The organism is Streptomyces sp. NPDC001858 (assembly GCF_053594615.1).
The window spans coordinates 252,487-276,969 of the sequence record NZ_JBSFEV010000002.1 but is presented as its reverse complement, the minus strand read 5'-3'; the positions used below and the strand labels follow the sequence as shown (position 1 = coordinate 276,969).

The 24,483-nt window shown below is 71.8% G+C and carries 21 protein-coding genes; 10 read left to right on the top strand and 11 right to left on the bottom strand.

All coding sequences use genetic code 11. The annotated features are described in order from the left end of the window. Positions 1 to 47: 47 nt before the first annotated feature. From ACWCPF_RS03840 to ACWCPF_RS03825, 4 genes are all read left to right on the top strand, one after another. Entirely contained in the window at positions 48 to 1,376 is a 1,329-nt protein-coding gene (locus ACWCPF_RS03840; protein WP_451043318.1) for an ABC transporter substrate-binding protein, read from the top strand. A 5-nt stretch (positions 1,377 to 1,381) separates the two neighbouring features. Continuing rightward, positions 1,382 to 2,392 (top strand): carbohydrate ABC transporter permease, encoded by a 1,011-nt coding sequence (locus ACWCPF_RS03835; RefSeq protein WP_451043488.1) that lies wholly within the window; start codon positions 1,382 to 1,384, stop codon positions 2,390 to 2,392. A 41-nt stretch (positions 2,393 to 2,433) separates the two neighbouring features. Next, positions 2,434 to 3,321 (top strand): carbohydrate ABC transporter permease, encoded by an 888-nt coding sequence (locus tag ACWCPF_RS03830; RefSeq protein WP_450945927.1) that lies wholly within the window; start codon positions 2,434 to 2,436, stop codon positions 3,319 to 3,321. 204 nt (positions 3,322 to 3,525) lie between these two features. Continuing rightward, the gene (locus tag ACWCPF_RS03825; protein ID WP_451043317.1) at positions 3,526 to 4,962 is read left to right on the top strand and encodes a GH1 family beta-glucosidase; all 1,437 of its coding nucleotides are present in this window, start codon (positions 3,526 to 3,528) and stop codon (positions 4,960 to 4,962) included. Positions 4,963 to 5,031: 69 nt separating this feature from the next. Here the strand turns inward: ACWCPF_RS03825 and ACWCPF_RS03820 are convergent, their stop codons facing one another. The 8 genes from ACWCPF_RS03820 to ACWCPF_RS03785 all read right to left on the bottom strand — a co-directional run bounded on the left by ACWCPF_RS03820 (position 5,032) and on the right by ACWCPF_RS03785 (position 14,562). Next, positions 5,032 to 5,559 carry a hypothetical protein gene (locus tag ACWCPF_RS03820; protein ID WP_451043316.1) on the bottom strand — a complete coding sequence of 176 codons (528 nt, stop codon included), beginning with the start codon at positions 5,557 to 5,559 and terminating at the stop codon, positions 5,032 to 5,034. Between the two features lie 195 nt (positions 5,560 to 5,754). Further along, entirely contained in the window at positions 5,755 to 7,785 is a 2,031-nt protein-coding gene (locus ACWCPF_RS03815) for a beta-galactosidase (RefSeq protein WP_451043315.1), read from the bottom strand. Further along, positions 7,782 to 9,095, bottom strand: coding sequence for a glycoside hydrolase family 36 protein (locus ACWCPF_RS03810; protein WP_451043314.1), 1,314 nt, complete (start codon positions 9,093 to 9,095; stop codon positions 7,782 to 7,784). Before ACWCPF_RS03810 ends, ACWCPF_RS03815 begins: the two co-directional genes overlap by 4 nt. 28 nt (positions 9,096 to 9,123) lie before the next feature. Beyond that, on the bottom strand, positions 9,124 to 10,008 hold the full coding sequence (locus ACWCPF_RS03805) for a carbohydrate ABC transporter permease (RefSeq protein ID WP_451043313.1): 885 nt from the start codon (positions 10,006 to 10,008) through the stop codon (positions 9,124 to 9,126). Then, positions 10,005 to 10,985, bottom strand: a complete 981-nt coding sequence (locus tag ACWCPF_RS03800) for a carbohydrate ABC transporter permease (protein ID WP_451043312.1) — start codon at positions 10,983 to 10,985, stop codon at positions 10,005 to 10,007. Before ACWCPF_RS03800 ends, ACWCPF_RS03805 begins: the two co-directional genes overlap by 4 nt. Beyond that, complete coding sequence (locus tag ACWCPF_RS03795) at positions 10,982 to 12,298, bottom strand: ABC transporter substrate-binding protein (RefSeq protein WP_451043311.1); 1,317 nt, start codon at positions 12,296 to 12,298, stop codon at positions 10,982 to 10,984. The genes ACWCPF_RS03800 and ACWCPF_RS03795 overlap by 4 nt, the downstream gene beginning before the upstream one ends. A gap of 168 nt (positions 12,299 to 12,466) precedes the next feature. Further along, a complete protein-coding gene (locus ACWCPF_RS03790) occupies positions 12,467 to 13,852 on the bottom strand; it encodes an ATP-binding protein (protein ID WP_451043310.1) in 1,386 nt (461 codons plus the stop codon). Further along, positions 13,849 to 14,562 (bottom strand): response regulator transcription factor, encoded by a 714-nt coding sequence (locus tag ACWCPF_RS03785; protein WP_451043309.1) that lies wholly within the window; start codon positions 14,560 to 14,562, stop codon positions 13,849 to 13,851. The genes ACWCPF_RS03790 and ACWCPF_RS03785 overlap by 4 nt, the downstream gene beginning before the upstream one ends. A gap of 122 nt (positions 14,563 to 14,684) precedes the next feature. Here ACWCPF_RS03785 and ACWCPF_RS03780 point away from each other — a divergent pair, with 122 nt between their 5' ends. Beyond that, the gene (locus tag ACWCPF_RS03780) at positions 14,685 to 15,251 is read left to right on the top strand and encodes a hypothetical protein (RefSeq protein WP_451043308.1); all 567 of its coding nucleotides are present in this window, start codon (positions 14,685 to 14,687) and stop codon (positions 15,249 to 15,251) included. Positions 15,252 to 15,334: 83 nt separating this feature from the next. On the opposite strand, the gene ACWCPF_RS03775 is transcribed toward ACWCPF_RS03780, so the two are convergent. Together ACWCPF_RS03775 and ACWCPF_RS03770 are read right to left on the bottom strand one after the other, a co-directional pair. Further along, positions 15,335 to 16,204 (bottom strand): spermidine synthase, encoded by an 870-nt coding sequence (locus ACWCPF_RS03775; protein WP_451043307.1) that lies wholly within the window; start codon positions 16,202 to 16,204, stop codon positions 15,335 to 15,337. A 101-nt stretch (positions 16,205 to 16,305) separates the two neighbouring features. Further along, a complete protein-coding gene (locus tag ACWCPF_RS03770) occupies positions 16,306 to 16,695 on the bottom strand; it encodes a hypothetical protein (RefSeq protein WP_451043306.1) in 390 nt (129 codons plus the stop codon). Positions 16,696 to 16,963: 268 nt separating this feature from the next. Between ACWCPF_RS03770 and ACWCPF_RS03765 the strand changes: the two genes are divergently transcribed. Then, positions 16,964 to 18,424, top strand: coding sequence for a hypothetical protein (locus ACWCPF_RS03765; protein WP_451043305.1), 1,461 nt, complete (start codon positions 16,964 to 16,966; stop codon positions 18,422 to 18,424). A gap of 47 nt (positions 18,425 to 18,471) precedes the next feature. On the opposite strand, the gene ACWCPF_RS03760 is transcribed toward ACWCPF_RS03765, so the two are convergent. Next, entirely contained in the window at positions 18,472 to 19,065 is a 594-nt protein-coding gene (locus ACWCPF_RS03760) for a histidine phosphatase family protein (protein ID WP_451043304.1), read from the bottom strand. A 223-nt stretch (positions 19,066 to 19,288) separates the two neighbouring features. Here ACWCPF_RS03760 and ACWCPF_RS03755 point away from each other — a divergent pair, with 223 nt between their 5' ends. Genes ACWCPF_RS03755 through ACWCPF_RS03740 form a run of 4 tightly spaced genes read left to right on the top strand, consistent with a single transcriptional unit; the run spans position 19,289 to position 24,270 of the window. Beyond that, positions 19,289 to 20,260, top strand: a complete 972-nt coding sequence (locus ACWCPF_RS03755; protein ID WP_451043303.1) for a phosphatase PAP2 family protein — start codon at positions 19,289 to 19,291, stop codon at positions 20,258 to 20,260. Further along, a complete protein-coding gene (locus tag ACWCPF_RS03750) occupies positions 20,211 to 21,344 on the top strand; it encodes a hypothetical protein (protein WP_451043487.1) in 1,134 nt (377 codons plus the stop codon). Before ACWCPF_RS03755 ends, ACWCPF_RS03750 begins: the two co-directional genes overlap by 50 nt. Further along, positions 21,335 to 22,933 (top strand): hypothetical protein, encoded by a 1,599-nt coding sequence (locus ACWCPF_RS03745; protein WP_451043302.1) that lies wholly within the window; start codon positions 21,335 to 21,337, stop codon positions 22,931 to 22,933. Before ACWCPF_RS03750 ends, ACWCPF_RS03745 begins: the two co-directional genes overlap by 10 nt. After that, positions 22,930 to 24,270, top strand: a complete 1,341-nt coding sequence (locus ACWCPF_RS03740; RefSeq protein ID WP_451043301.1) for an AAA family ATPase — start codon at positions 22,930 to 22,932, stop codon at positions 24,268 to 24,270. Before ACWCPF_RS03745 ends, ACWCPF_RS03740 begins: the two co-directional genes overlap by 4 nt. Positions 24,271 to 24,483 lie beyond the last annotated feature (213 nt).

Below are 24,483 nucleotides of genomic sequence, written 5' to 3'. Positions count from 1 at the left end.
ATGCAGTTGGCCGGGGGGTCGGCACGTCAGGGCAACAGGAGGACGCAATGCGAGCACGTACCCGAAGCACCCGCCGGGTGGTGGTCCTCGCGGCCGTCGCGTCGCTGGGCGCCGGGCTGCTGGCCGGCTGTGCCGACGACGGCAAGGACAGCGCTTCCGACGACTCGTCGTCGGGCGGCGGCAAGGGCAAGACCACGATCTCGCTTGGCCTGTTCGGCACCTTCGGCTACGAGGAGGCCGGGCTCTACGCCGAGTACGAGAAGCTCCACCCCGACATCAAGATCACCCAGAACGTCACGGTGGAGAACGCGAACTACTACCCGGCGCTCGTCAACCACCTCACCACCAACAGCGGCCTGATGGACGTCCAGGCCATCGAAGTGGGCAACATCGCCGAGGTCGTGGCCACCCAAGCGAGCAAGTTCGAGGACATGTCGAAGGTCTCGGGCATCGACAAGAGCCAGTGGCTGGACTGGAAGTGGGCGCAGGCCAGCACCAAGGACGGCCAGACGATCGCGCTCGGCACCGACGTCGGCCCGATGGCCCTCTGCTACCGCAAGGACCTCTTCCAGGCGGCCGGTCTGCCCACCGACCGCGAGAAGGTCGGCGCGCTGTGGGCGGGCGACTGGAACAAGTTCATCGCCGCCGGCCAGCAGTACAAGAAGAAGGCCAAGGCGGGCACGTTCTTCATGGACTCGCCCGGCGGCCTGCTCAACGCCGTCCTCAGCAGTGAGAAGGACAAGTTCAACAACGCCTCCGGCGAGATCATCTACAAGACGAACCCGGCCGTGAAGGCCGCGTTCGACCTGACCGCGAAGGCCGCCGAGGAGGGCCTGGTCCAGGCCCAGTCGGCGTTCACGCCGACCTGGAAGACGACGATCTCCCAGAGCAAGTTCGCCACCATCGCCTGCCCGCCGTGGATGCTCGGCACCATCAAGGAGAGCGCGAAGCCCGAGGACGCCGGCAAGTGGGACGTGGCCGTCGCGCCCAAGTCCGGCAACTGGGGCGGCTCCTTCCTGGGGGTGCCCAAGAGCGGCAAGCACGTGAAGGAGGCCACGGAGCTCGTCAAGTGGCTGACCGCGCCCGAACAGCAGGCGAAGCTGTTCAAGGTGCAGGGCAACTTCCCGAGCGCGCCGGCCACGTACACGATGCCCGAGGTCACCGGCGCCAAGAACGAGATGACCGGTGACTCGCCGATCGGCACGGTCTTCTCCGAGGCCGCCAAGTCCGCCCCGGTGCAGGTGATCGGCCCGAAGGACCAGGTCATCCAGGACGGCCTGGCCAACAACGGCGTCATCCTGGTGACGAAGGGCAAGTCGGCGGCGGAGGCCTGGGAAACGGCGACCAAGACCATCGACAACAACCTGGACAAGTGACCCGTATGTCCACCCGCCACGACACCGCCGCGCCCCCCGCGAAGGAGGGGGGCGCGGCCCCGGGCCGCCCGCACGCCGTTCCCACGGAGGCGGAGCGGCGGCGCCGGGACCGGCTGTCCCGCCGCTGGCAGCGGGACAAGCGCTGGAGCCCGTACGCCTTCGTCTCGCCGTTCTTCCTGCTGTTCCTCGCGTTCGGCCTGTTCCCGCTGGTCTACACCGGCTGGGCGTCGCTGCACCAGGTGGAGCTGACCGCGCCCACCGACATGACCTGGGTGGGGATGCGCAACTACACGCGCATCTTCGACGACGACTTCTTCTGGAACGCGGCGAAGAACACCCTGACGATCGGGATCATCTCGACCGTTCCGCAGCTGGCGATGGCCATGGGCCTCGCGCACATCCTCAACTACAAGCTGCGCGCCTCGACCTTCTACCGGGTCGCGATGCTCGCGCCGTACGCGACCTCGATCGCGGCCGCCTCGCTGGTCTTCACGCTGCTGTTCGGGCGCGACTACGGCATGATCAACTGGGCGCTGCACTTCGCCGGGATCGACGCGATCGACTGGCAGAACGACAGGTGGCCGTCGCAGATCGCGGTGTCGACGATCATCATCTGGCGGTGGACGGGCTACAACGCGCTGATCTACCTGGCCGCGATGCAGGCGATCCCGCAGGACCTGTACGAGTCGGCGGCGCTGGACGGCGCGAGCCGCTGGAGGCAGTTCCTGCACGTCACGCTGCCGTCGCTGCGGCCGACGATCCTGTTCACGGTCGTCGTCTCGACGATCGGCGCGAGCCAGGTCTTCGGCGAGCCGCTGCTGTTCGACACCAACAAGGGCGCGTCGGGCGGCGCGGAGCACCAGTTCCAGACGCTGGGCCTGTACCTGTACGAGCAGGGTTGGGTGAACCAGCACCTGGGCCGGGCCTCGGCCATCGCCTGGACGATGTTCCTGATCCTGATCCTGATCGGCATCGTCAACTACGTCATCTCGCGCCGGCTGCGCGCCAGTAGTTAGGAGTACCGGCCGTGACGACGACGACAACGACCGCGAAGTCCGTGGCACCCGAGGACGCGGCGCCGACGGCCCGCAAGGTACGCCGGCCCAAGTCCGCGCGGGCCGGCGGGCACATGCACGGCGGCCCGATCGCCTACCTCATCCTGGGCGTGTTCACCATCGTCTCGCTGTTCCCGCTGGTGTGGACGGCGATCGCGGCGTCCCGCGACAACAACCGACTGGCGGAGAACCCGCCGCCGTTCGTGTTCGGCTCCAACCTCTTCCACAACCTGGATGTGGCCTGGAACGACGCGAACCTGGGCAATGCGTTCTACAACACGACCATCGTGGCGGGAGTTTCGGCGGCGACGGTCGTCTTCCTGTCGACGATCGCCGGATTCGCCTTCGCCAAGCTCCGGTTCCGGGGCCGGGGCGCGCTGATGCTGATCGTGATCGGCACGATGATGGTGCCGCCGCAGCTGAGCATCATCCCGATGTACATGATGGTCGCCAAGCTGGAGTGGACGGACCAGCTCCAGGCGGTGATCCTGCCGTCGCTGGTGAGCGCGTTCGGGGTGTTCTTCATGCGGCAGTACCTCATCCAGGCGCTGCCGGACGAGATCATCGAGGCGGCCCGGGTGGACGGCGCGAGCAGCTGGCGCGTGGTGTGGCACGTGGTGTTCCCCGCGGCGCGACCCGCGATGGCGGTGCTCGGCATGCTGGTGTTCGTCCAGACGTGGAACGACTTCCTGTGGCCGTTCCTGGTGCTGAGCCAGAACGGCAACCCGACCGTGCAGGTCGCCCTCGCGGGCCTGGGCCGCGGATACACCCCCGACCAGTCCCTGATCATGGCGGGCGCGCTGCTGGGCACGCTGCCGCTGCTGCTGGTCTTCGCGATCTTCGGCAAGCAGATCGTGGGCGGCATCATGCAGGGCGCGGTGAAGGGCTGAGTCCGCCGCCGCCCCCGTGACTTCCGGGGGCCGGGCCATCGCCGCCCCGGCCCCCGGCACTCCCAGCACCCCCAGCACCCGATCGCATCCACCGAATCCACTGCATCCACTGCATCCGTCGCATCTGATCGCCCCCTTCACACCAGTTCGCACCACTCCCCCCAACCTCCGTCGGTCCCGCCGACCATTCATGGGAGCGCTTCCATGCCTGAGCCGACTACTCCGGTGACCTTTCCTCCCGCGTTCCTCTGGGGCGCGGCGACCTCCGCCTACCAGATCGAGGGGGCGGTGCGGGAGGACGGCCGCACGCCGTCGATCTGGGACACCTTCAGCCATACGCCCGGCAGGACCGCCGGTGGTGAGACCGGTGACATCGCTGTCGACCACTATCACCGCTACCGCGACGACGTGGCGCTGATGGCGGACCTGGGCCTCAACGCGTACCGCTTCTCGATCTCGTGGTCCCGGGTCCAGCCGACGGGCCGCGGCCCCGCGGTGCAGGTGGGCCTGGACTTCTACCGCCGTCTGGTGGACGAGCTGCTGGCGGCCGGCATCCAGCCCGCGGTCACGCTCTACCACTGGGACCTCCCCCAGGAGCTGGAGGACGCGGGCGGCTGGCCGGAGCGGGACACGGCGTTCCGGTTCGCGGAGTACGCGCAGATCGTCGGGGAGGCGCTCGGCGACCGCGTGGAGAACTGGATCACGCTGAACGAGCCGTGGTGCAGCGCGTTCCTGGGCTACGCGTCCGGCGTGCACGCACCGGGCCGTACCGACCCGGTGGCCTCGCTCAAGGCGGCCCATCACCTCAACCTCGCCCACGGGCTGGGCACTTCGGCGCTGCGCGCGGCCATGCCGGCCCGTAACTCGGTGGCGATCAGCCTCAACTCGTCGGTGGTGCGCCCGCTCACGCCGGGCGACCCGGCGGACCTGGCGGCGGTCCAGAAGATCGACGACCTCGCCAACGGCGTCTTCCACGGTCCGATCCTGCGCGGCGCGTACCCCGAGACGCTGCTGGCCGCGACCTCCTCCCTGACCGACTGGTCCTTCGTCCTGGACGGCGACCTGCGCGCCGCCCACCAACCGCTGGACGCACTGGGGTTGAACTACTACACGCCGACGCTGGTCTCGGCGGCGGACACCACGGTGAAGGGCCCGCGCTCGGACGGCCACGGCGCGAGCGAGCACTCCCCCTGGCCGGGCGCGGACGACGTCGCCTTCCACCAGACCCCGGGCGAGCGCACCGAGATGGGCTGGACGATCGACCCGACGGGCCTGCACGAACTGATCATGCGCTACTCGAGCGAGGCCCCGGGCCTCCCGCTCTACATCACCGAGAACGGCGCGGCCTACGACGACAAGCCCGACCCGGACGGCCGCGTCCACGACCCGGAGCGCATCGCCTACCTGCACGGCCATCTCTCGGCGGTCCGCCGGGCCATCGCCGACGGCGCGGACGTCCGCGGCTACTACCTCTGGTCCCTGCTCGACAACTTCGAGTGGGCGTACGGCTACGAGAAGCGGTTCGGCACGGTCTACGTCGACTACGCGACGCTGGCCCGCACCCCGAAGTCCAGCGCCCACTGGTACGGCGAGGCGGCCCGCACGGGGACCCTGCCGTCACCGTCACCCGAAACCACCTGACGCGGGGAAGGGGAAGGGGCGCGGCACACCGAGGGAGCGTGCCGCGCCCCGCTGCCTTACCACGGCCGACTAGGACGCCTCGAACAGTTCCTCGGTGCTCAAGACCGTGAGCGCCCGGTCGAACCAGGTGCCCAGGGTGTCCAGGTCGGCGCAGGTGGTGATGCGCTCCCGCGCGTCTCCAGGCACGTCGACGCCACGGAGAGCCAGGATGCGGAGGATGTCCTCGGCTCGCCCCTCGGCGCGACCCTGGGCCCGCCCCTTGGCCCGCCCCTTGGCCTCGCCCTCGATGAGGGTTTCCTCGATGAGGGTCCCGCTGCCGGGGAACTGGGGGGTGTATGTGGCCATCAGATGCCTCCACAGTGCACGGGCCCGGGTGTCACCCAGGCCGACTTCGGTGAATTCCGCCCAGCGCTTCGCGGTCTCGCCGCCGGTGTTCGTCACTGCCGCCGCCAGCGCGTGCAGTATCGCAGGCAGAACCGGATCCTCGGCGTGAGCGAGTGCGGAGAAGACGGCGAGGGCGAGATCCTCGGCGGCCTCCTCCGGGTCGATGACCGCCGGAACGTTGCCCGGCCCCAGGACCAGTGGGAACACGGCCATGCTGGTGTGCACGGGCAGACCGATGCGGATGGGCTCAGCCGCCCAGTCCGCGGTGGCCTTGTCCGCGCAGACGACCAGCAGGATCGGGGGCAGCTCGTACCTGGCGTAGAGATGAGCCAGGTAGTAGGTCCAGCTGTTGAGCTTGTTCCACGCGACGTTCCAGCGGCTTGATCTCCGTGAGAATTTGCCCTTCGCCTATGCCAGTGGCACCTGCCCGCGTGGCTCCCGGACCACCGCCGCCCCGCCCGGTGGGACCGATACCGAACCGCCCTGCACCGGCGTGCCGCTGAGGAGTTCCATGGCGTCGGGGGACACCGGGATCTGTGCGCCCTTGCCGGTGTGGTCGATGAGGAAGAGGTAGTCGGCGTCGGGTCCGCGGCGGCGGGCCGCCTCCAGGCCCGGCGGGGGTGCGTCGGCCAGCACCGGTCGTACGCCCGACTCATCGCGGATCCGGTTCAGCAGTGACGTCAGGGTGGTCGGGTCGGGGAGGGTGGCCAGGTACCAGGTCGTTCCGGTGCCGTGGTCGTGGCGTGTCACCGCCGGGACGCCGGTCAGGGTGCCGGCCGTGTACGAGGTCACCGCCTCCGCGCCCGCCAGGGTCACCCGCTCCGACCACAGGGACGCGGTGCCGCCGTCGGTCAGGGCGACCGTCTCGCCCGGCAGCAGCGGGAACAGTTCGTCCGTGCGGACGCCCAGGGCGGCTCGGAACGCGCCCGGGTAACCGCCCAGCCGCACATGGCAGTTCTCGTCCACGGCACCGCTGTGGAAGCCGACCGCCAGGGTGCCGCCCCGCTCGGCGAAGCCGGTGAGGTTCGCCGCGCCCGCGTCGTCCACCAGGTAGAGGCTCGGGGCCAGGACCAGGCGGTATGCCGAGAGGTCCGCGTCCGGGCGGACGAAGTCCACCGCGACGCCCGCGCGCCACAGCGGCTCATACCAGGAGCGGATCAGGTCGAGGTAGCGGATCTCCTCGCTGGGCTGCGACGGGAGTTCCAGCGCCCACTTCGCGTCCCAGTCCCAGACGATGGCCGTCTCGGCCGTGCCGACCGCGCCCCGCACCTCCGCCAGCGCCCGCAGGTCCGCGCCCAGCGCGACGACGTCCCGCCAGATGACGCTGTCGGTGCCCGCGTGCGGCAGCATCGCCGAGTGCCACTGCTCGGCGCCCGCCTTCGCCGCCCGCCACTGGAAGTAGGCGATGCCGTCCGCGCCGCGGGCCACGTGCGCGAGCGCGTTGCGGCGCAACTCCCCCGGCGTCTTCGCCCGGTTGACCGGCTGCCAGTTCACCGCGCCCGTCGAGTGCTCCATCAGCAGCCAGGGGCGGCCGCCCGCGAGGGAGCGCACCACGTCGCCGCTCATCGCGATGTCGATCTCCGACTCGGGGTCGGTCGAGCGGAGGTAGTGGTCGTTGGAGACGACGTCCAGCTCCGGTGCCCAGCGCCAGTAGTCCAGCGCGTCGAAGTTGTACATCACCATGAAGTTGGTGGTGGCGGGGAGTCTCGGTGCGGCCTGCGCCAGCACCGCCCGCTCCGCCGTGCACAGCGACAGGAGTTCGTCGCTGCAGAAGCGGCGCCAGTCCAGGCGGTGGGTCGGGTTCGGGACCGCGCCGGTCGCGCGCGGCGGCAGGATCTCGTCCCAGTCGTAGTACCACTGGCTCCAGAAAGTGGTGCCCCAGGCGTCGTTGAGCGCGGCGAGGTCGTCGCCGTACCTGGCGCGCAGCCAGGTCCGGAACGCCTCGGCGCTGGTGTCGCAGTAGCACTCCGCGTTGTGGCAGCCGTACTCGTTGTGGACGTGCCACATGACGACCGCCGGGTGGTCGGCGTACCGCTCGCCCAGCGCGCGGGCGATCCGCAGCGCGGCCTCGCGGTAGGCGGGGCTGCTCGGGCAGAACGTCTGACGGCTGCCGTACGACAGTCGCCGGCCGTCGCGGTCCACCGGCAGCGCCTCGGGGTGGGCCCGGAAGAACCAGGCCGGCGGCGCGGCCGTCGGGGTGGCCAGGTCGGCGGCGATGCCGTGGGCGTGGAGCAGGTCGAGGACGCGGTCGAGGCGGGAGTAGTCGTAGACGCCCTCGGACGGCTCCAGCAGCGCCCAGGAGAAGATGTTGACGCTGACCATGTTCACGCCGGCCTCGGCCATGAGCCGCATGTCCTCGGCCCAGACCTCCTCGGGCCACTGCTCGGGGTTGTAGTCGCCGCCGTAGGCGAGGCCCGGGACGTTCAGTTCGCGGCTCATCGCCCGCCTCCCGACAGGAGGCGGCGCGTCGTCTCGACGCCCCACTGGTCGAGGGAGAGCAGCCGGTCGCTGGACGCCATCAGACCGCCCGTGGCCTCGACGTGGGCGGCCCACCGCTCGCGGGTCTCCACGGCCGGGCGGGCCATCAGGCAGTCGGGGTCGTTGACCCAGAGACGGCCGTGCTGCCACTGGCGGCCGGCGCCGGTGAACTCGGCCGGGTCCTGGCCGGGCTGGCTGTAGTCGTCGGCCTCGGGGCGGCGGTGCGGGGCCGTGTCGGGGCTGACCCGCATCGCGTCGAACAGGCCGATGGAGGGCAGGATCGGCGCGCCGCAGCCGAGCAGGTAGGCGTCCGCGCCGATCGCCGCGCGGATCAGCTCGATCCCGGAGCGGTACGCGGTGACGGCGTCGACGTCCTGGTGGCGGACGCCGTCCAGCGCGCCCGCGTACAGGAAGTCGACCTTGAAGTAGTCGTAGCCCTCGGTGCGCAGGGTGCGGAAGACGTCCGTCAGGTAGGCCGCCGCGTCCGGGTGGGTGGTGTCCAGGACGAACAGGTCGTGGTCCCAGTTGTGGCCGGCGTGTGCGAGGCCGCCGTCGGCGGACCGGACCAGCCAGTCGGGGTGGGCGGCGGCCAGCTCGCTGCTCGGGTCGACGAGGAAGGGCGCCGTCCAGATGCCGGCCCGGCGGCCGCGGGCGCGGATGGCGTCGGCGATGCCGGCCCGGGAGCGGAAGCGGCCGGAGAGGGTGAGCCAGTCGCCGAGGGCGCGCTGGTAGCCGTCGTCGATCTGGACGACGTCGACGGGCAGGTCGAGGACCTCCATGGCGCGCAGGTTCTCGTGGATGTCGTCCTCGCTGACCTGGGTGAAGTACTCGTACCAGGAGCACCAGACGGTGGGCGCCGGGCGGGGCGCCGGGAGCCCGAGGCCGGCGGCCCAGTCGGCGAGCACCTCCTGGATCGCCGTGCCCGCGTACTCCTTCACCGGGCCGTCGGCGCTGATCTCGGCCACCCCGTCCCGGGCGACCAGCCGGATGGACGGGGTCTCGCGCGTCGGCTCCGGGGCCGCCCACAGGCGTACCGGCGATCCGTCGCCGGGGTCGAGGGCCAGCAGCCCCTCGCCCTGGAAGGCTCCGGCGGGGACGGTGACGCCGGGGCGGTAGCAGACCGTCGCCCAGTTGTCGTTCGTCGGGCGGTACGGGTACGCGTCGAGGGCGTAGCCGCCGCTGGGGCTCCAGGACTGCCAGCCCTCCTCGTGGACGCGGGCGCGACGGGGGTCCACGGGGACGGAGGCCACCGGGGTGAAGGGGTGGGGCACGGGTGTCTCTTTCGCGGGGAGGGGGCCGTCAGCCCTTGTTGGCGCCGAGGGTCAGGCCGCTGACGAACTGGCGCTGGAGCACGAAGTACACGATCAGGGTGGGGATCGCGGTGAGCAGGGCGCCGGCCGCGACCAGGTTGGGGTCGGTGAAGTACTGGCCGGAGAGGTTGTTCAGGGCCGAGGTGATCGGCATGTTCTCCCCGGTGGAGATCAGGACGATGGCCCAGAAGAAGTCGTTGTAGATCCAGATGGAGAGCAGGGTGGCCAGGGCCGCCATGGCGGGCTTGCACAGCGGGAGCACGATCTGCCAGTAGAGCCGCCAGACGGACGCGCCGTCGACGAGTGCCGCCTCGGTCAGCTCGTGCGGCAGCGAGCGCATGTAGTTGCTCAGCACGAAGGCGCAGAAGCCGGCCTGGAACGCCACGTGGATCAGCACCAGGCCGAGCGCGGAGTCGTAGAGCTTGCCGCTGGCGGTGATGCCGGGGAGGTCGACCAGCAGGTACAGGCGGTACAGCGGGGTGATGATGACCTGCTGCGGGAGCAGGTTGCCGGCCGTGAACACCAGAAGCAGGAACAGGTTGACCCGGAAGTCGAAGCGGCTGACGTAGAACGCGACGCAGGAGGAGAGGAACAGGGTCAGCAGCACCGCCGGGACCGCGATCAGCAGCGTGTTCCCGAAGTAGTGCATCATGTCCGACTGCTCGAACGCGTTGGTGAAATTGTCGAAGCTGAGCTTGTCGGGCCAGGAGACATAGCCCTTCTCGCTGGTCTCCGCGTACGGGCGCAGGGCCGCGAACAGGGCCCAGAGCAGCGGCGCGAGCCAGGCCAGGGCGGTGCCGACGAGGAAGACGTGCAGCAGGATCCGGGCGGGGCGCAGGGGGGTGCGCGGCTTGCCGGCGAGGGTCGCGCTCATGCTCGTCGCTCCTTCCGGAAGGTCGCGATCAGGTACGGGATGATCACGGCCAGGGAGATCACCAGCAGGACGACGGCGATCGCCGAGCCGTATCCGATGCGGCTGGACTCGCCGATGATGTTGTTGGTGACCAGGATCGACAGCAGTTCCGTGCCCTGGGCGCCCTTGTTGAAGACGAAGACGAGGTCGAAGGCGCGCAGGGCCTCGATGATCGTCACGACGAGGACGACGGTGTTGGTGGGCCGCAGGGTGGGGAAGATGACGTTCTTGAACGTCTGCCACTCGTTGGCGCCGTCCAGCGCGGAGGCCTCGCGCAGGGACGGGTCGACGCCCTTCAGTCCGGCCAGGTAGAGGATCATCATGTAGCCGGTGTGCCGCCAGCAGGCGGCGACCAGGACGGCCCACAGGTTGAGGTCCGGGTCGCCGATCCAGTCGATGTAGTGGCCCGGCTGGTTGGCCCCGATGATGCTGTTGATCAGGCCGGTGTCGGGGTTGTAGACGAGCTGCCAGACGAATCCGGTGACGGCCAGCGACACCACGACCGGCAGGAAGAAGGCCGTCTGGTAGACGCGGCTGAAGCGGATCTTCTTGTCCAGCTGGATCGCCAGGAAGAGCCCGAACGGGGTCGGGATCAGGATGAGCACGACGAACCAGACGACGTTGTGCTGGACGGCGGGCCAGAACTGCGGGTTGTTGGTGAACAGCTCGCGGAAGTTGTCCAGCCCGACCCACTTGATCGAGTCGAAGCCGATGCCGTCCCAGGTGGTGAAGGCGAGGGCGATGGAGGCGAGGGCGGTGAGCCAGACGAGGGCCACGTGCAGGATCGTCGGCACGCCCGCCATCAGGGCGAGCGTGAACCGGTCGCGGCGGGTCAGCAGGCGCCGGTGGCCCTGCGGGACCCGCTTCTTGGAGGGCGCGGGGCCCGGAGGCGGCACGGCGGCCGCCTCCGGGTTCTGGGTGCTGGTCGGCGTGGTCATGAGGACGCGAAGATCGTCTTCTTCTGGCGCTCGATCGAGGTGAGCAGGCTGTCGACGCCCTTGGGGTCGCGGACGAACTTCTGCAGCGCGGGCTGCATCACCGTCGAGGTGAAGTCGGGCCGGCTGTCGCGGTCCATGAACTGGGTGAGGTGCTTGGCGCCGCTGATCATGTCGTACGCCTTCTTCTGCAGCGGCGTGTACGAGGAGGTGTCGGCCTTGCTGGAGGCGGCGACGACGTTCGGGTCGGCCTTGAGGTAGATCGACTCGGCCTCCGGGGTGCCCAGGTACTCCAGGAGCTTGACGGCGGCGGCCTTGCTCTTCGGGGCCTTGGAGAGCATGAAGCCGTCGGTGGGCGCCTCGACGGTGTCCTGGCCGTAAGCCGGGTCGATCTCCGGGAAGGCGAAGAAGTCGAGGTCGTCGGCGTCGGCCTGGTTGGTGAACTGCTGGCCCACGAAGGTGCCCAGCAGGTACATGCCCGCCTTCTTGGAGACGAGGGTCTGGGCGGCGTCCTGCCAGGTGCGGCCGACGGCGCCGTCCTGGTGGTAGGGGAGGATCTCGGCCCAGTTGTCGAAGGTCTTGCGGACCTTGGCGTCGGTCCAGGAGGCCTTGCCTGCCATCAGTTCGACGTGGAAGTCGTAGCCGTTGGTGCGGAAGTTGATCTGGTCGAAGGTGCCGAGCGCGGGCCAGGCGTCCTTGTCGCCGAAAGCGATCGGGACGAGTCCGTCCTTTTTCATCTGCTTGCAGAGCGCGACCAACTGGTCCCAGGTGGTGGGGACGGTGTAGCCGTACTTCTCGAAGACGCTCTTGCGGTAGAACAGCGCCCACGGGTACGTGTACAGCGGCACGAAGTAGTACTTGCCGTCCGCGCCCTTGCTGAGCGCCTTCATCGCGTCGGGGAAGTTGCCGCCGATCTTGTCCCAGACCTCGTCGATCGGGGTGGCGAGCTTCTTGGCCGCGAAGAACTGCATGCGGTAGCCGGCGAACCAGTTGAACACGTCGTCCGGGGTGCCCTGGAGGTAGGAGTTGATCTGCTCCTGGAACGTGTTGTGGTCCTTGGTGTTCACGTCCACCGTGATGCCGGACTGCTTCTTGAAGGCGGCGTAGATCTCCGCGAAGGCCTTCTTCGGCACGGCGTCGGAGGCGTTGGAGCCGAGGGTGACGGCCTTCGGGTCGGCCGCGGCGCCGCTGTCGCCACAGGCGGACAGCAGCGGTATGCCGGCGCCCAGAACGGCCGCGCCGCCTATGCCGCGCAGCAGCGTGCGACGGCTCGGGGAGGGGAGAGCGATGCGGCCGGAGGGGGAGAGGTGGTGCATGAACGGCTCCTGACGCGAGGTTCGGCCACGAGGTGTGGCTGAAAGCTGATCGCAATCGACCAGAAATCAACTTGACCGAACACGGGGTGGCGCAATAACAGCCGTATGTCCGGTCATGCGTCAAGAGCCGCTGGCTTCATTTGTCGAAACGTAATCGACACACCTTGATCACCTTTTGGTCGATCCCTTGCTCGCCGCACGTCGGCGCCGGCGCACGGAACCCCGGTGGCCCCTGCGCGCGGGGGCGGTTCCGGCCAGTTGTATCCAGAGGCGTATCTCCGTGCCGCCCAGCACCGACGCGCCGATCCGCACATCGCCGCCGGTCGACTCCGCGAGGCGGCGCACGATGTCCAGGCCGAGACCGGTCGAGCCGGGGGTTCCCGAGCCCCGGCCGCGGGCCATCGCCGTCTCGGGATCGGGGATGCCCGGACCGGCGTCCGACACGAGGACGATCACCGCGTCCTCGCCGTTGTGGACGTCGACCGCGAAGGCCGTGCCCTCCGGGGTGTGCCGGAAGACGTTGCCGAGCAGGGCGTCCAGCGCGGCGGCCAGGTCGGTGCGGGCCACGGGCACCCGCACCGGACGGTCGACACCGGCCGTGCGCACCTTGCGGCCCTCGTCCTCCGCGAGCGCCGACCAGAACGCCATCCGCTCCCGGACCACCTGCGCGGCGTCGCAGCCGGCGCCGGGACCGGGTGCCGTCGTCTGCGGTTTCGCCTCCCGGGCCGTGCGGATGATCGTGTCGACCTCGCGCTCCAGCTGGGCGACGGCGGTCCTCGTCTGCTCGGCCGCCGGAGAGTCGCCGAGGGAAGCGGCGTTGAGGCGAAGGACCGTCAGCGGAGTGCGCAGACGGTGGGAGAGATCCGCCGCCAACTCCCGCTCATTGGCCAGGAGTTGCACCACCTGGTCCGCCATCGAGTTGAACGCGACCGCGGCCAGGCGCAGTTCGCTCGGCCCCTCCTCCGGCACCCTCGCCCCGAGCTTGCCCTCCCCCAACTCGTGCGCGCCCTCCACCAGTCGGCGGGCCGGCCGCACCATCCGTACGCCCAGCCGGTCGGCGACCGCCACCGAGCCGACGACCAGCGCCGCCCCCACCGCCGCCAGCACCGCCCACGCCGTGCCGACGCCGTTGCTCACCTCCGACTCGGGCACATACACCTCGATCACCACCGTCCCCAGGCTCAGCGCGACGGGCTGGAGCAGCGCCGATCCCCCGGGCACCTCGGTGGTGGAGGCGCGGCCCAGCTTCCGCACGGCCGCGATGTCCGCGTCGGCGGCGCGCTGCCGGCCGAGGTCGACGGCGGCACGGCCGTCACCTGCGGGTATGTGCACCGCCATGCCGTCGTCGGAGCCCGCCGAGGCCACGACCCGCTCCAGCTGGTCCCGGTCGGTCGTGATGGACAGCGCCGGCACCACGACCGCGGCCTCCCGCTCCGCGTTGGAGAAGGCGCGGTCACGGGCCATCTCCTTGACGACGAGCCCGAGCGGCACCGCGAAGGCGACCACGACCATCGCGGTGACCGCCAGACACACCTTGACCAGCGCCCACCTCATCCCAACGGCCCTGCTTCCCCCGGTGGTTCGAGCTTCACCCCGACGCCCCGCAGGGTGTGCAGATAACGCGGCCGCGCCGCCGTCTCGCCCAACTTGCGCCGCAGCCAGGACAGATGGACGTCGATGGTCTGGTCGTCGCCGTAGGACTGCTGCCACACCTCGGCCAGCAGTTCCCGGCGCGGGACCACGACGCCCGGCCGGCCGGCGAGAAAGGCCAGCAGGTCGAACTCACGACGCGTCAGATCCAGCCGGACGCCGTCCAACTCGGCCTGTCTGCGCAGCGGATCGACGGTCAGACCGCCGACGTGCAGCACCGGCGAGGACGGCGGAGCGTCCCCGGCGCCGGGCCGCCGGGACCGGCGCAGGACCGCCGCCATCCTCGCCGACAGATGCTCCGCCGAGAACGGCTTGGTCAGGTAGTCGTCCGCGCCCGCGTTCAGCAGCCGGACGATCTCCGACTCGTCGTCGCGCGCGGTGGCGATGATGACCGGCACGTCCGTGATGCCGCGCAGCATCTTCAGCGCCTCGGAGCCGTCCAGATCGGGCAGTCCGAGGTCCAGGACGACCACGTCGAAGCGGAAATGGGCGACCTCGCGCAGCGCCTCCAGCGCCGTGCCGACGCTGCGCACCAGGTAGGAGGCGTCGGTCAGCTGCCGGATGAGCGCCGAGCGCACGAACTGGTCGTCCTCGACCACGAGCACACTTGCCATGCGCCGCAACCTACGCCATGCGCCCCGGCCCGACCGGGGCCTGTGGACAACTCCCCCGCTGTGGACAATCGGTGGCCCCTCGGGGGGACACCTGTGAGGCGGGTGAGGCAGGATGGCGCGCTATGCGGAGCACACTCCTACACGTACTGGCCTGGTCGCTGGCCACGGGCGCGGCGGTCACGCTGTCGTGGTGGGGTGTCCACACGGTCATGGCGGGCACCGTCTACGACCCGCCGCGCGCCCTTCCGTTGACGGTGGCCGAAGCCGACGGGTCCGCCGCGGCGGACAGGGACGACCCGGCTGCCCAGGCGGCCGGGCCGCCGCCCTCGCCGAGCCCGTCGCGGACGGCCTCGAAGAGTCCGGCCACGCCCTCCGCGCCCGCGACGCCCACGCCCGCCGCGTCCCCGACGCCGAGCCGCACGCCGGTCGCCTCCACCCCGTCCGCCGGCGGGTCCGGCAGCGCGTCCGGCACGGTCAAGAGCTACGACACCGAGGGCGGCCGGGTCGTCCTCGACCTGGCAGAGACGTACGCGACGCTCGTGTCGGCCACGCCGGGCGCGGACTGGTCGGTGCAGGTGTGGAAGACGGAGTCCTGGATCCGGGTGGACTTCGCCTCCGGCGCGGACCGGGTGACGGTGTTCTGCACCTGGCACGACGGCCCGCCACGCGTCGACGTGCAGAACTACTGAACCGCTGAACCCGTGAACCGCTGAACCCGTGAACCGCTGAACCCGTGAACCGCTGAACCCGTGAACCGCTGACGGCGGTTCCGCTACCGGAACACCGAGGGCGGCGGCGCCGGTGAGGCCACCGCCGACGCGTCCGCGACCGGTGCCGCACCGCCGCTGAAGTCGGTGAGCGCACGGCCGTGCTCGACCCGGCCCGGGTGCGGGTCGGAGGCGGCCCGGCGGGTCAGCTCGGCGATCGGCAGCGGCAGGTCGCAGGCGACGAGCACTGCGTTGCCGAACCGTTTGCCCCGCAGCACGGTCGGGTCGGCGACCAGCGCGAGGTGCGGGAAACGGGCCGCCGCGGTGGCGATCTGGCCGCGCAGATGCGCCAGCGGCGGGCCGTCGGCGAGGTTGGCGGCATAGCTCCCGCCGGGCTTCAGCGCCCTGCGGACCTCGTCGAGGAACTCGGTCGAGGTGAGGTGGGCGGGGGTGCGGGCGCCGCTGAACACATCGGCCACGACGAGATCCGCCCAGCCGTCCGGCACCTTGGCGAGCCCTTCGCGGGCGTCGACGGACCTGACCCTGATCCGCGCCCCCGGGTCCAACGGCAGCTCCCGGCGCACCAGTTGGACGAGGGCGGCGTCCCGTTCGACGATCTGCTGGGTGGAGCGGGGCCGGGTCGCGGCGACATAGCGCGCGAGCGTGAAGGCGCCGCCGCCCAGGTGCACGACCTGGAGGGGCTTGCCGGGCGGGGCGGCGAGGTCGATGACATGGCCCAGGCGCCGCTGGTACTCGAAGGAGAGGAAGGCGGGGTCGTCGAGGTCGACGTGCGACTGCGGGGCTCCGTCGATGAGCAGCGTCCAGGCCCGCGCCCGGTCCCGGTCGGGTATGAGCTGGGCGAGGCCGCCGTCGACCGTCTCGACGACGGTGGCGTCGGCGTCCCGCTCGCGCCGGGTGTTCCTGGACTTTGCCATGCCGGTATTTTCGCAGGCCGCGGACGCTCCCCGCGCGCTCGGCCGATCCCGGCGACCATGGCAGGGGCACGGACACCCCGGTCAGCACCGGTCAATACCGGTCAACGGCAGCTGTCGGCCGCCTCGATCAGCCGGGCCGCCTCGCCCAACGCCCGCCGCAGCACCGCCGGATCCGTCGCGAGGTCCGCCTCGCCGGGCGGCACCAGCCAGTCCGAGCCCTCGTTCGGGGGCTCGGGGACGAGTCTGAGCCCCCGGCCGTCGGTCTTCGTGCAGGTGCTGCCCGGTACGTCCCAGGCCGCCGCCGTCCCGGCCGGCACGACGAAGCCGAGGGTGTCGTCGCCGTCGTCGTGCAGGACGGGCCCCACTCCGTCCCCCGCCGAGGCTCTGCGCAGGATGTCGACCGCCTCCAGCCCTTGACGGGTGGGCACCGTCACTAGGTCGCACGCCGCCACCGACGGCATACAAGGTTCGTTGCTCTGGCTGGTCTCCATCCCGGCCTCCACCGCGCAGCCCGCCTGTCGGACCTGTCCCGGTCCACCCTGCTCAACGCCCGGGCGCGTCAAGGGCTACGGCGGAAGTCCGCCGCAAAGGATGGCAGTTCATGGCAGATCGCGGATGAGATATCCGGTTTGTAGCCAAACACCGCATGGCGGCCCGACCACAGCAGGTACGTTCTTGCCCGCCGGGAACAAGGGTGCCACACGGACAAGTCACCCCGAATCCGGCATGGTTCGACGGTTCGCACGAGAGGACCCGGCCATGGCGTCGTCAACGGTGACCCCACCTCGGCCCGACCGGCCACCACGGCCCAACCTCGTCTTCCGGCACCTGCGCGGACAGCGCTCGCCGGCCGAGTTCGCCGCGCTCGTACGGCGAGCCGCTCGTGAGATCGGCGAGCGGGTCAGCTGTGACGCGCGTTACATCGGTCGGGTCGAGGCGGGCGAGATCCGCTGCCCCAACTACGCGTACGAGCGGGTGTTCCTGCACATGTTCCCCGGTCGCACGCTCATCGACCTGGGGTTCGCGCCCCGCGCGTCCGTTCGCGGACGAGGGGCGCACACCGCCGGGGATGCGCCCTGTGCGCACACCACAAGACCGGAGCGCACTACCAGTGACGAGCGGGACACGGGTGAGACGGGTGGGGCGCATGAGCCGTATGACACGCAGGACCCGTACGACAAGCACCACAACCACGAGGAGAGCGACGTGCTGCGTCGCGCATTCATGACCGGCGGAGGCGCCACCATGGCCGCCGCCACTCTGGGCCCCCTGAGGCTCGCACCCCACGCTTCGGCGGCGGAACGTCCCGCGCGCCGCGTGGGGACGAGCGAGGCGGGCGCCCTGGAAGAAGCGGTCCGCCGGATCCGGCTGCTGGACGACCGGCACGGGGCCGACGGCCTCTACCGGCGCGCCGCCGCCCCGCTGCGCGCCGCCTACGCGCTGCTGGACGCCGGGACGACCCGGCAGACCACCGCCGACCGGCTGCACTCGGGCGCGGGCGAGCTCGCCATCTCCGTGGGCTGGCTGGCCCACGACTCGGGCCGCTTCGACGACGCCCGCTCGCACTACGCCGAGGCCCTGGCGACCGCCCGGATGACCGGGGACCAGGCGCTGGAGGCGCACGCCTTCTGCAACACGGCGTTCCTCGCGCGTGACGCCGGCCGGCCCCGCGAGGCGGTCCGCGCCGCCCAGGCCGCCCAGCGCGTCGCCCGCCCGCTGGGCTCGCCCCGGCTGATGAGCCTGCTCGCGCTGCGCGAGGCGGGCGGCTGGGCCGGGCTCACCGACCGCGCCGGCTGTGAGCAGGCTCTCGTCCGCGCACAGGCCCTCTACGACCGCGGGCCCTGCGACGACGACCCCGAGTGGATGAGCTTCTACGGCGAGGCCGAGTTGGAGGGGCTCAAGGCGCAGTGCTGGTCCACGCTGGGCGACTGGCCGCGCGCCGCCCGGCACGCGGGACGGGCGGCGGACCTCCAGGACCCGCACTTCACCCGGAACATCGCGCTGTACACGGCCGAGCTGGCCGACGATCTCGCGCGCGGGGGCCGTCCCGACGAGGCCGCGGTGGCCGGGCTGCGGGTCCTCGACCTGCTCGACCAGGTCCAGTCGTCCCGGATCCAGACCATGCTGGCGGGCACGGCGAGGGTGCTGCTGCCGCACCGGCGGGCGGGCGGCGTCTCGACCTTCCTGGAGCGGCACGCCTCGACGCCGCGGAAGATCTGAAAGCCCCGCGCGCGTAGTTCTGAAAGCCCCGCGCGCGTAGTGGGGTGCTACGCGAGGTGCCCGAGGTCGTTCCAGCTCTCGATCGCCGGTTCGCCGTAGGCCCAGCCGAGAACCGACAGGGACGTCGGGTTCAGCCGTATCCGGGCCGCGAAGTCCAGCGGCAGACCCAGCCAGCGTGCCCCGATGGAGCGAAGGATGTGACCGTGGGCGAAGACCAGGACGTCCCGGTCGGCCGAGCGGGCCCAGGCGACGACCTCGTCCGCGCGGGCGGTGACCTCGGCGAGGGTCTCGCCCTCGGGGACGCCGTCGCGCCAGATGAGCCAGCCGGGCCGGGCGGCCTGGATCTCGGCGGGGGTCAGGCCCTCGTAGGCGCCGTAGTGCCACTCCATGAGGGTGTCCCAGCGCATGGCCCGCTCGCCGAAGCCCGCGAGTTCGCACGTCTCACGCGCGCGTGCCAGCGGGCTGGTGCGTATCTCGACGTCGGCGAGACCGTCGAAGGGCGCCCGGTGCAGCCGCTCGCCGAGCAGTTTCGCGCCCCGGCGGCCCTCCTCCAGGAGGGGCACGTCGGTCCTGCCGGTGTGTCTGCCGGACAGCGACCACTCCGTCTGCCCGTGCCGAGCCAGCAGGATGCGCGGTGCCATGGGGGACCTTTCCGGGGAAGCCCTGGCAGGAACCAGGGGAGAAATCAGGGGCGGAACCCCTCCATCATCGCTCACCCTGAACAGGGGCAACCCGGGGGGCGATCTCAGCGTCTTTGACAGCCGGGGCGCTCGTTCACGGCGCACACATACACCGTAAAGTGGCCCGTCCCGCGCCTCAGGCGCCGCAGCGACGACACAGCGACACGAAGGGGGAGGCGATCGGATGCCGCAGACCGAGACACCAGGCACCGAGGCGGCCCCGCGGGCAAGGCTGCGCTGGTGGACGGAGCTGCCCCTGATCCTGCTGGTCTACGCCTGCTACTCGGGGGGCCGACTGCTCGCGCGCGGTGATGTCACGACCGCCGTCGACCACGGCCTGGCGATCCTGCGCATCGAGAAGTTCCTGCACATCAACGCCGAGCACCCGCTGAACCGGCTGTTCCGCAACGAGGCGTGGATCGGCGTGCCGGCCGACTTCTGGTACGCGTCGCTGCACTACCTGGTCACGCCCGCGATCCTGATCTGGCTGTTCCGGTCCCGGTCCCTGCACTACCGGGCGGCCCGCACCTGGCTGATGACGTCCACGTTCATGGGCCTCATCGGCTTCACACTGCTGCCCACCTGCCCGCCCCGGCTGCTGTCGGCGGGCCACGGCTTCGTGGACACCATGGCCCAGTACAGCTCGTACGGCTGGTGGGGCGGGGAGGCGAGCGCGCCGCGCGGGATGGGCGGCATGACCAACCAGTACGCGGCCATGCCGAGTCTGCACGTGGGCTGGGCCCTGTGGTGCGGAGTGATCCTGTGGCGCCACGGCGGCACCCGCCTGGCGAAGACGGCGGCCGTCGTCTACCCGCTGGTCACGACGATCGTCGTGATGGGCACCGCCAACCACTACTTCCTCGACGCGGTCGCGGGCGCGGCCGTGATGGGCGTGGGCCTGCTGCTGACGCCGGTCGTGATGCGCAGCGCGAACCGCGCCCGGGTGTGGTTCGCGGACCGGGTCCCGGTGCTGGACCGGATCCCGGTGGTCCCGGCGGACTCTCAGGGCGCTTCGGCCTCGATTGTCAGTGGCGGATGCCAGACTTCCCCGGGTGAGCGAATTCCACGGCAGCGCGAGCAACGGCTTCGACCCGGAGCCGAGCCGAGTGCCTCTCCCTCGGACGCGGGGGACGGCGCTCCGGCAGCGGCTCGCTGAGCTGCGCGGCCCTGACGTACCGGCCAAGGCGCTGGACGCCCGGGCCCTCGCAGCGCTGGCCGCGAACCCGGGCTGCAAGCGGCGCGCGATCCTCGACGGCGCCGGGGTGAACAAGGCGGCGCTGGCGGGCGCGCTGGGCTCGCCGTCGGCCTTCGGGCAGTCCCAGTTCGCCCTCACACGCGGCAACGCGTTCGAGGCGAAGGTGAAGGCGGACGGCGGCGCGGAACTGCTGCGGCTGGTGCACGAACGGCTCGACCCGGCCGCCGCGCCGCCGGTCGCCGCCGCCGTGCCCGACCTGTCCGCGATCGGCCCCGAGGGCCGCACCGCCCGCACCGCGCTGGCGCTGCGCGAGGCCACCGAGGCCACCGGCACGTGGACGCTCCTGGACCACCCGATGATCGCGCTCGACGTCGCCGGCTCCCCCGCCTTCCTAGAGCCGGACGCGGTGGTGGTGCACCCGGACGGCAGCTGGACGGTCGTGGAGATCAAGTCCTTCCCCATGCTGGACGGTTCGGCGGACCCCGCGAAGGTCGGCGCCGCCGCCCGCCAGGCCGCGGTCTACGTCCTCGCCCTCGAACAGGTCGCCGCCCGCCTCGACCCGGCCCCGCGCGTACGCCACCGCGTGCTGCTGGTCTGTCCCAAGGACTTCTCCAACCTGCCCACCGCCTCCGCCGTGGACGTCCGCAAGCAGCGCGCGGTCACCAGCCGCCAACTGGCCCGCCTCACCCGCATCCAGGACATCGCCGACGCCCTCCCCGCAGGCACCTGCTTCTCCCCCGAGCTGCCCGCCGAGCAGCTCACGGCGGCCGTCGAGGCCGTCCCGGCGACGTACGCGCCCGAGTGCCTGGCCGCCTGCGAGCTGGCGTTCCACTGCCGCGACCGCTCCCGCGCGGCCGGCGCCGTCACCACGCTGGGCCGGTCGGTGCGCGCCGAACTGGGCGGGCTGACGACCGTCGAGGCCGTCCTGGCGGCGGCCCGCGGGGAGGCCGGCGATCCGGACGATCCGGCGGTGGCCGCGCTGCGCAGAGCGGCCGAGCTGCGCACCGAGGCCCTGAGCGAAGCCCTGGGGGCGATGTGTCGCTGATGGCCGCCCTCGCCCGGCTGGAGGCGCTCAGCACCGGCCGCGCCCAGCCCACCGCCACCGCCCGGCACCGGCATCTGTCCGACCGGCCGCTGGTCTTCGTGCCGCTGACCACCGCCGGTGAGGCCGGCGCCCCGCTGGGCGCGCTGGTCGGCACCGACCGGGCCGCGCCGCGGCTGCTCGTCGTGGCGCAGCCGCGCGACCGCGACCTGCGGTTCGCGTTCCTCGCCGAGCTGGCCGACGTCGTCCTGCCGTACATCGACTCCTACGCCGAGGCCGTGGAGGCCGCCGAGCGCAGCGAGACCGATCCGGAGACCGGCAAACGCGTCAAGGTCGAGGTCGAGCTGTGCGCCGACGCGCCGCAGCTGATCGTGCCGAGCCGCGCGGGCGTCGACCTCGTCCGGCTGCTGGGCCGCTCGATGCGCTTCAGGCGGACGGCGGAGCAGGATCCGGAGACGCCGTATCCCGCGCCCCCGCGCGTGCCGCTGCTCGGGCGGTGGCTGACCCACTTCGGGGAGCGCTCCCGGGTGCCCGGCTCCTCGCTGCTGGTGGCGCTCACGGAGCTGCTGGGCCGGCACTGGGCGACCGGACAGTCCAGCCTGGAGGACCAGCATCTGGGGGCGCTGCTCGCCTGGATCGCCCCGCCGGACGGCGAGACGGGCGCCGAGGCGGCGCTGCGGGCGGAGCTCGCGCGGGACGCGGACCGGCAGTTGCTGTGCCCGCCGGCCGGCCCGGCGACCGATCCCGCGTTCGACAACAAGCTGCTCGCCCCCGCGATCGAGCGCTACGACCGCGCCCGCACCGCCCTGGCCGCCGCCGAGGACGGTCTGCAGGCCGACGACCGGCTGGGCGCGCTCACCGCCGCCGAGCGGGAGATCCACGAGCTCGTGCGCAGCCGGACGCTGCCGACCTGGGACCGGGTGTGGGAGGGCCTCGACCTGCTCCGGGCGCTGCCCGAGGGCGCGCACGTCGAGGAGCGGTGGACCCGCGACCGCTGGTCGTTCACCGGCCACCGCGACCGGGTCGTGGCCGGCGAGCCCCCGCAGCCGCGCCGGGACGACGCGGTGACGGCTGCCAACAAGCTCGCCACGCGCGAGCGTGAACAGGCCCGGCTGGAGGCCCAGGAGGCGCTGGACGACCCGCTGGTCATGGCGGGGCGGCGGCTGGCCGGGGAGGCGTTCGCGGGCGAGGTCGTCGACGTCGTCATGGCGTACAGCGAGAGCAAGCGGCCGAGCCCGCGCCCGCTGGTCACCGTGCGGACGGACGACCGGCCGCGGCTCGCGGAGCGGGCCAAGGTGTACCGGTCGCTGGGCGGGAAGCCGCAGGCGGCGGAGTTCGTGCAGCGGGACGGCGAGGAGGCCGAGGGCCTCCTGGTGCTGCGGATCGTCGACAAGATGGGCCGCGGCAAGGAACCCGAGCAGGGGTCGGTGCCGGAGAAGGGCGAGCTGCTCTGCTTCACGCTCTTCGAGCACGAACAGCGCGGCGGCGCGAAGCTGCCCGACCCGGAGGACACGCCGTGGACGCACGGCGGGCCGCCCGGGGAGCAGGCGCCCGAAGCCCCCGATTCCGTCACCCCGGAGGATGTCCTGTGACCGCCGAGGCCGCTTTCGACCCCGGTGCCGCCGCCGGCCGCGCCACCGACGCGATCCTTCGGGACACCTTGCACGGCACCGCGCGCGGGGTGGTCGTCGACTCCCCGCCGGGGGCCGGGAAGTCCACGCTCGTGGTCCGCGCGGCGCTCGAACTCGCCGAGGCGGGGCGCTCGTTGATGGTGGTGGCGCAGACGAACGCGCAGGTCGACGACCTGGTGGTGCGGCTCGCCGAGAAGAGCCCCGAGCTGGCGGTGGGCCGGCTGCACAGCAGTGACGCCGACCCGTACGACAAGGCGCTGGACGAGCTGCCGAACGTGAAGAAGTCGGCGAAGGCGGCGGAGCTGGCCGGGCTGCCGGTGGTGATCTCCACCGCCGCGAAGTGGGCGCATGTGAAGGTCGACGAGCCATGGCGGCACGCGATCGTGGACGAGGCCTACCAGATGCGGTCGGACGGGCTGCTGGCGGTGGCCGGGCTGTTCGAGCGGGCGCTGTTCGTGGGCGATCCGGGGCAGCTGGACCCGTTCTCGATCGTGGGCGGCGAGCAGTGGGCGGGGCTGTCGTACGACCCGTCGGCCTCGGCGGTGAGCACGCTGCTCGCGCACAACCCCGAGCTGCCGCAGCACCGGCTGCCGGTGTCCTGGCGGCTCCCGGCGTCGGCCGCGCCGCTCGTCTCCGACGCGTTCTACCCGTACACCCGGTTCCGCAGCGGCACCGGGCACGGCGACCGGCGGCTGTCCTTCGCGGTCGCGTCGGACGGCTCCGGCGCGGACCGGGTGATCGACGAGGCGGCGGAGTCGGGCTGGGGCCTGCTGGAGCTGCCCGCCCGGCACACGCCCCGCACCGACCCGGAGGCGGTGCGGGCGGTCGCGTCGGTGGTCCGGCGGCTGCTGGACCGAGGCGGCGCGGCCACCTCGGAGCGCTCCCCCGAACCGACCCCGCTGACCGCCGCCCGGGTCGCCGTCGGCACGGCCCACCGCGACCAGGCGGCGGCGGTCCGGGCGGCGCTGGCGGAGCTGGGCGTCACGGACGTCACCGTGGACACGGCGAACCGGCTCCAGGGCATGGAGTTCGACGTCACGGTCATCCTGCACCCGCTCTCCGGGCGCCCCGACGCCACCGCCTTCCACCTGGAGACGGGCCGCCTGTGCGTCCTGGCGTCCCGCCACCGCCACGCGTGCGTGGTCGTCTGCCGCGCGGGCGTCGGCGACCTCCTGGACGAATACCCCTCGACGGAACCCGTCCAACTGGGCACCCTCGTGAAGTTCCCGGACGGCTGGGAGGCCAACCACGCGGTACTGGCCCACCTGACGGAACACCGGGTGCGCTGGACACCCTGACCGGCTCGCCACCCGCCCGCGGCCCGGGGCCGACTGCGACGCCGCCCCCTCGCCGGACGGAGTCCGGCACGCCGCCTGAGGCGGCCGAAGAACACAGCCCGGACGGCTGGGAAGCCAACCACGCGGTACTGGCCCACCTCGCGGAACACCGGGCGCGCTGGACACCCTGACCGACTCCCGCCCGCCGCCCGTGACCGGCTTGCCACCCGCCCG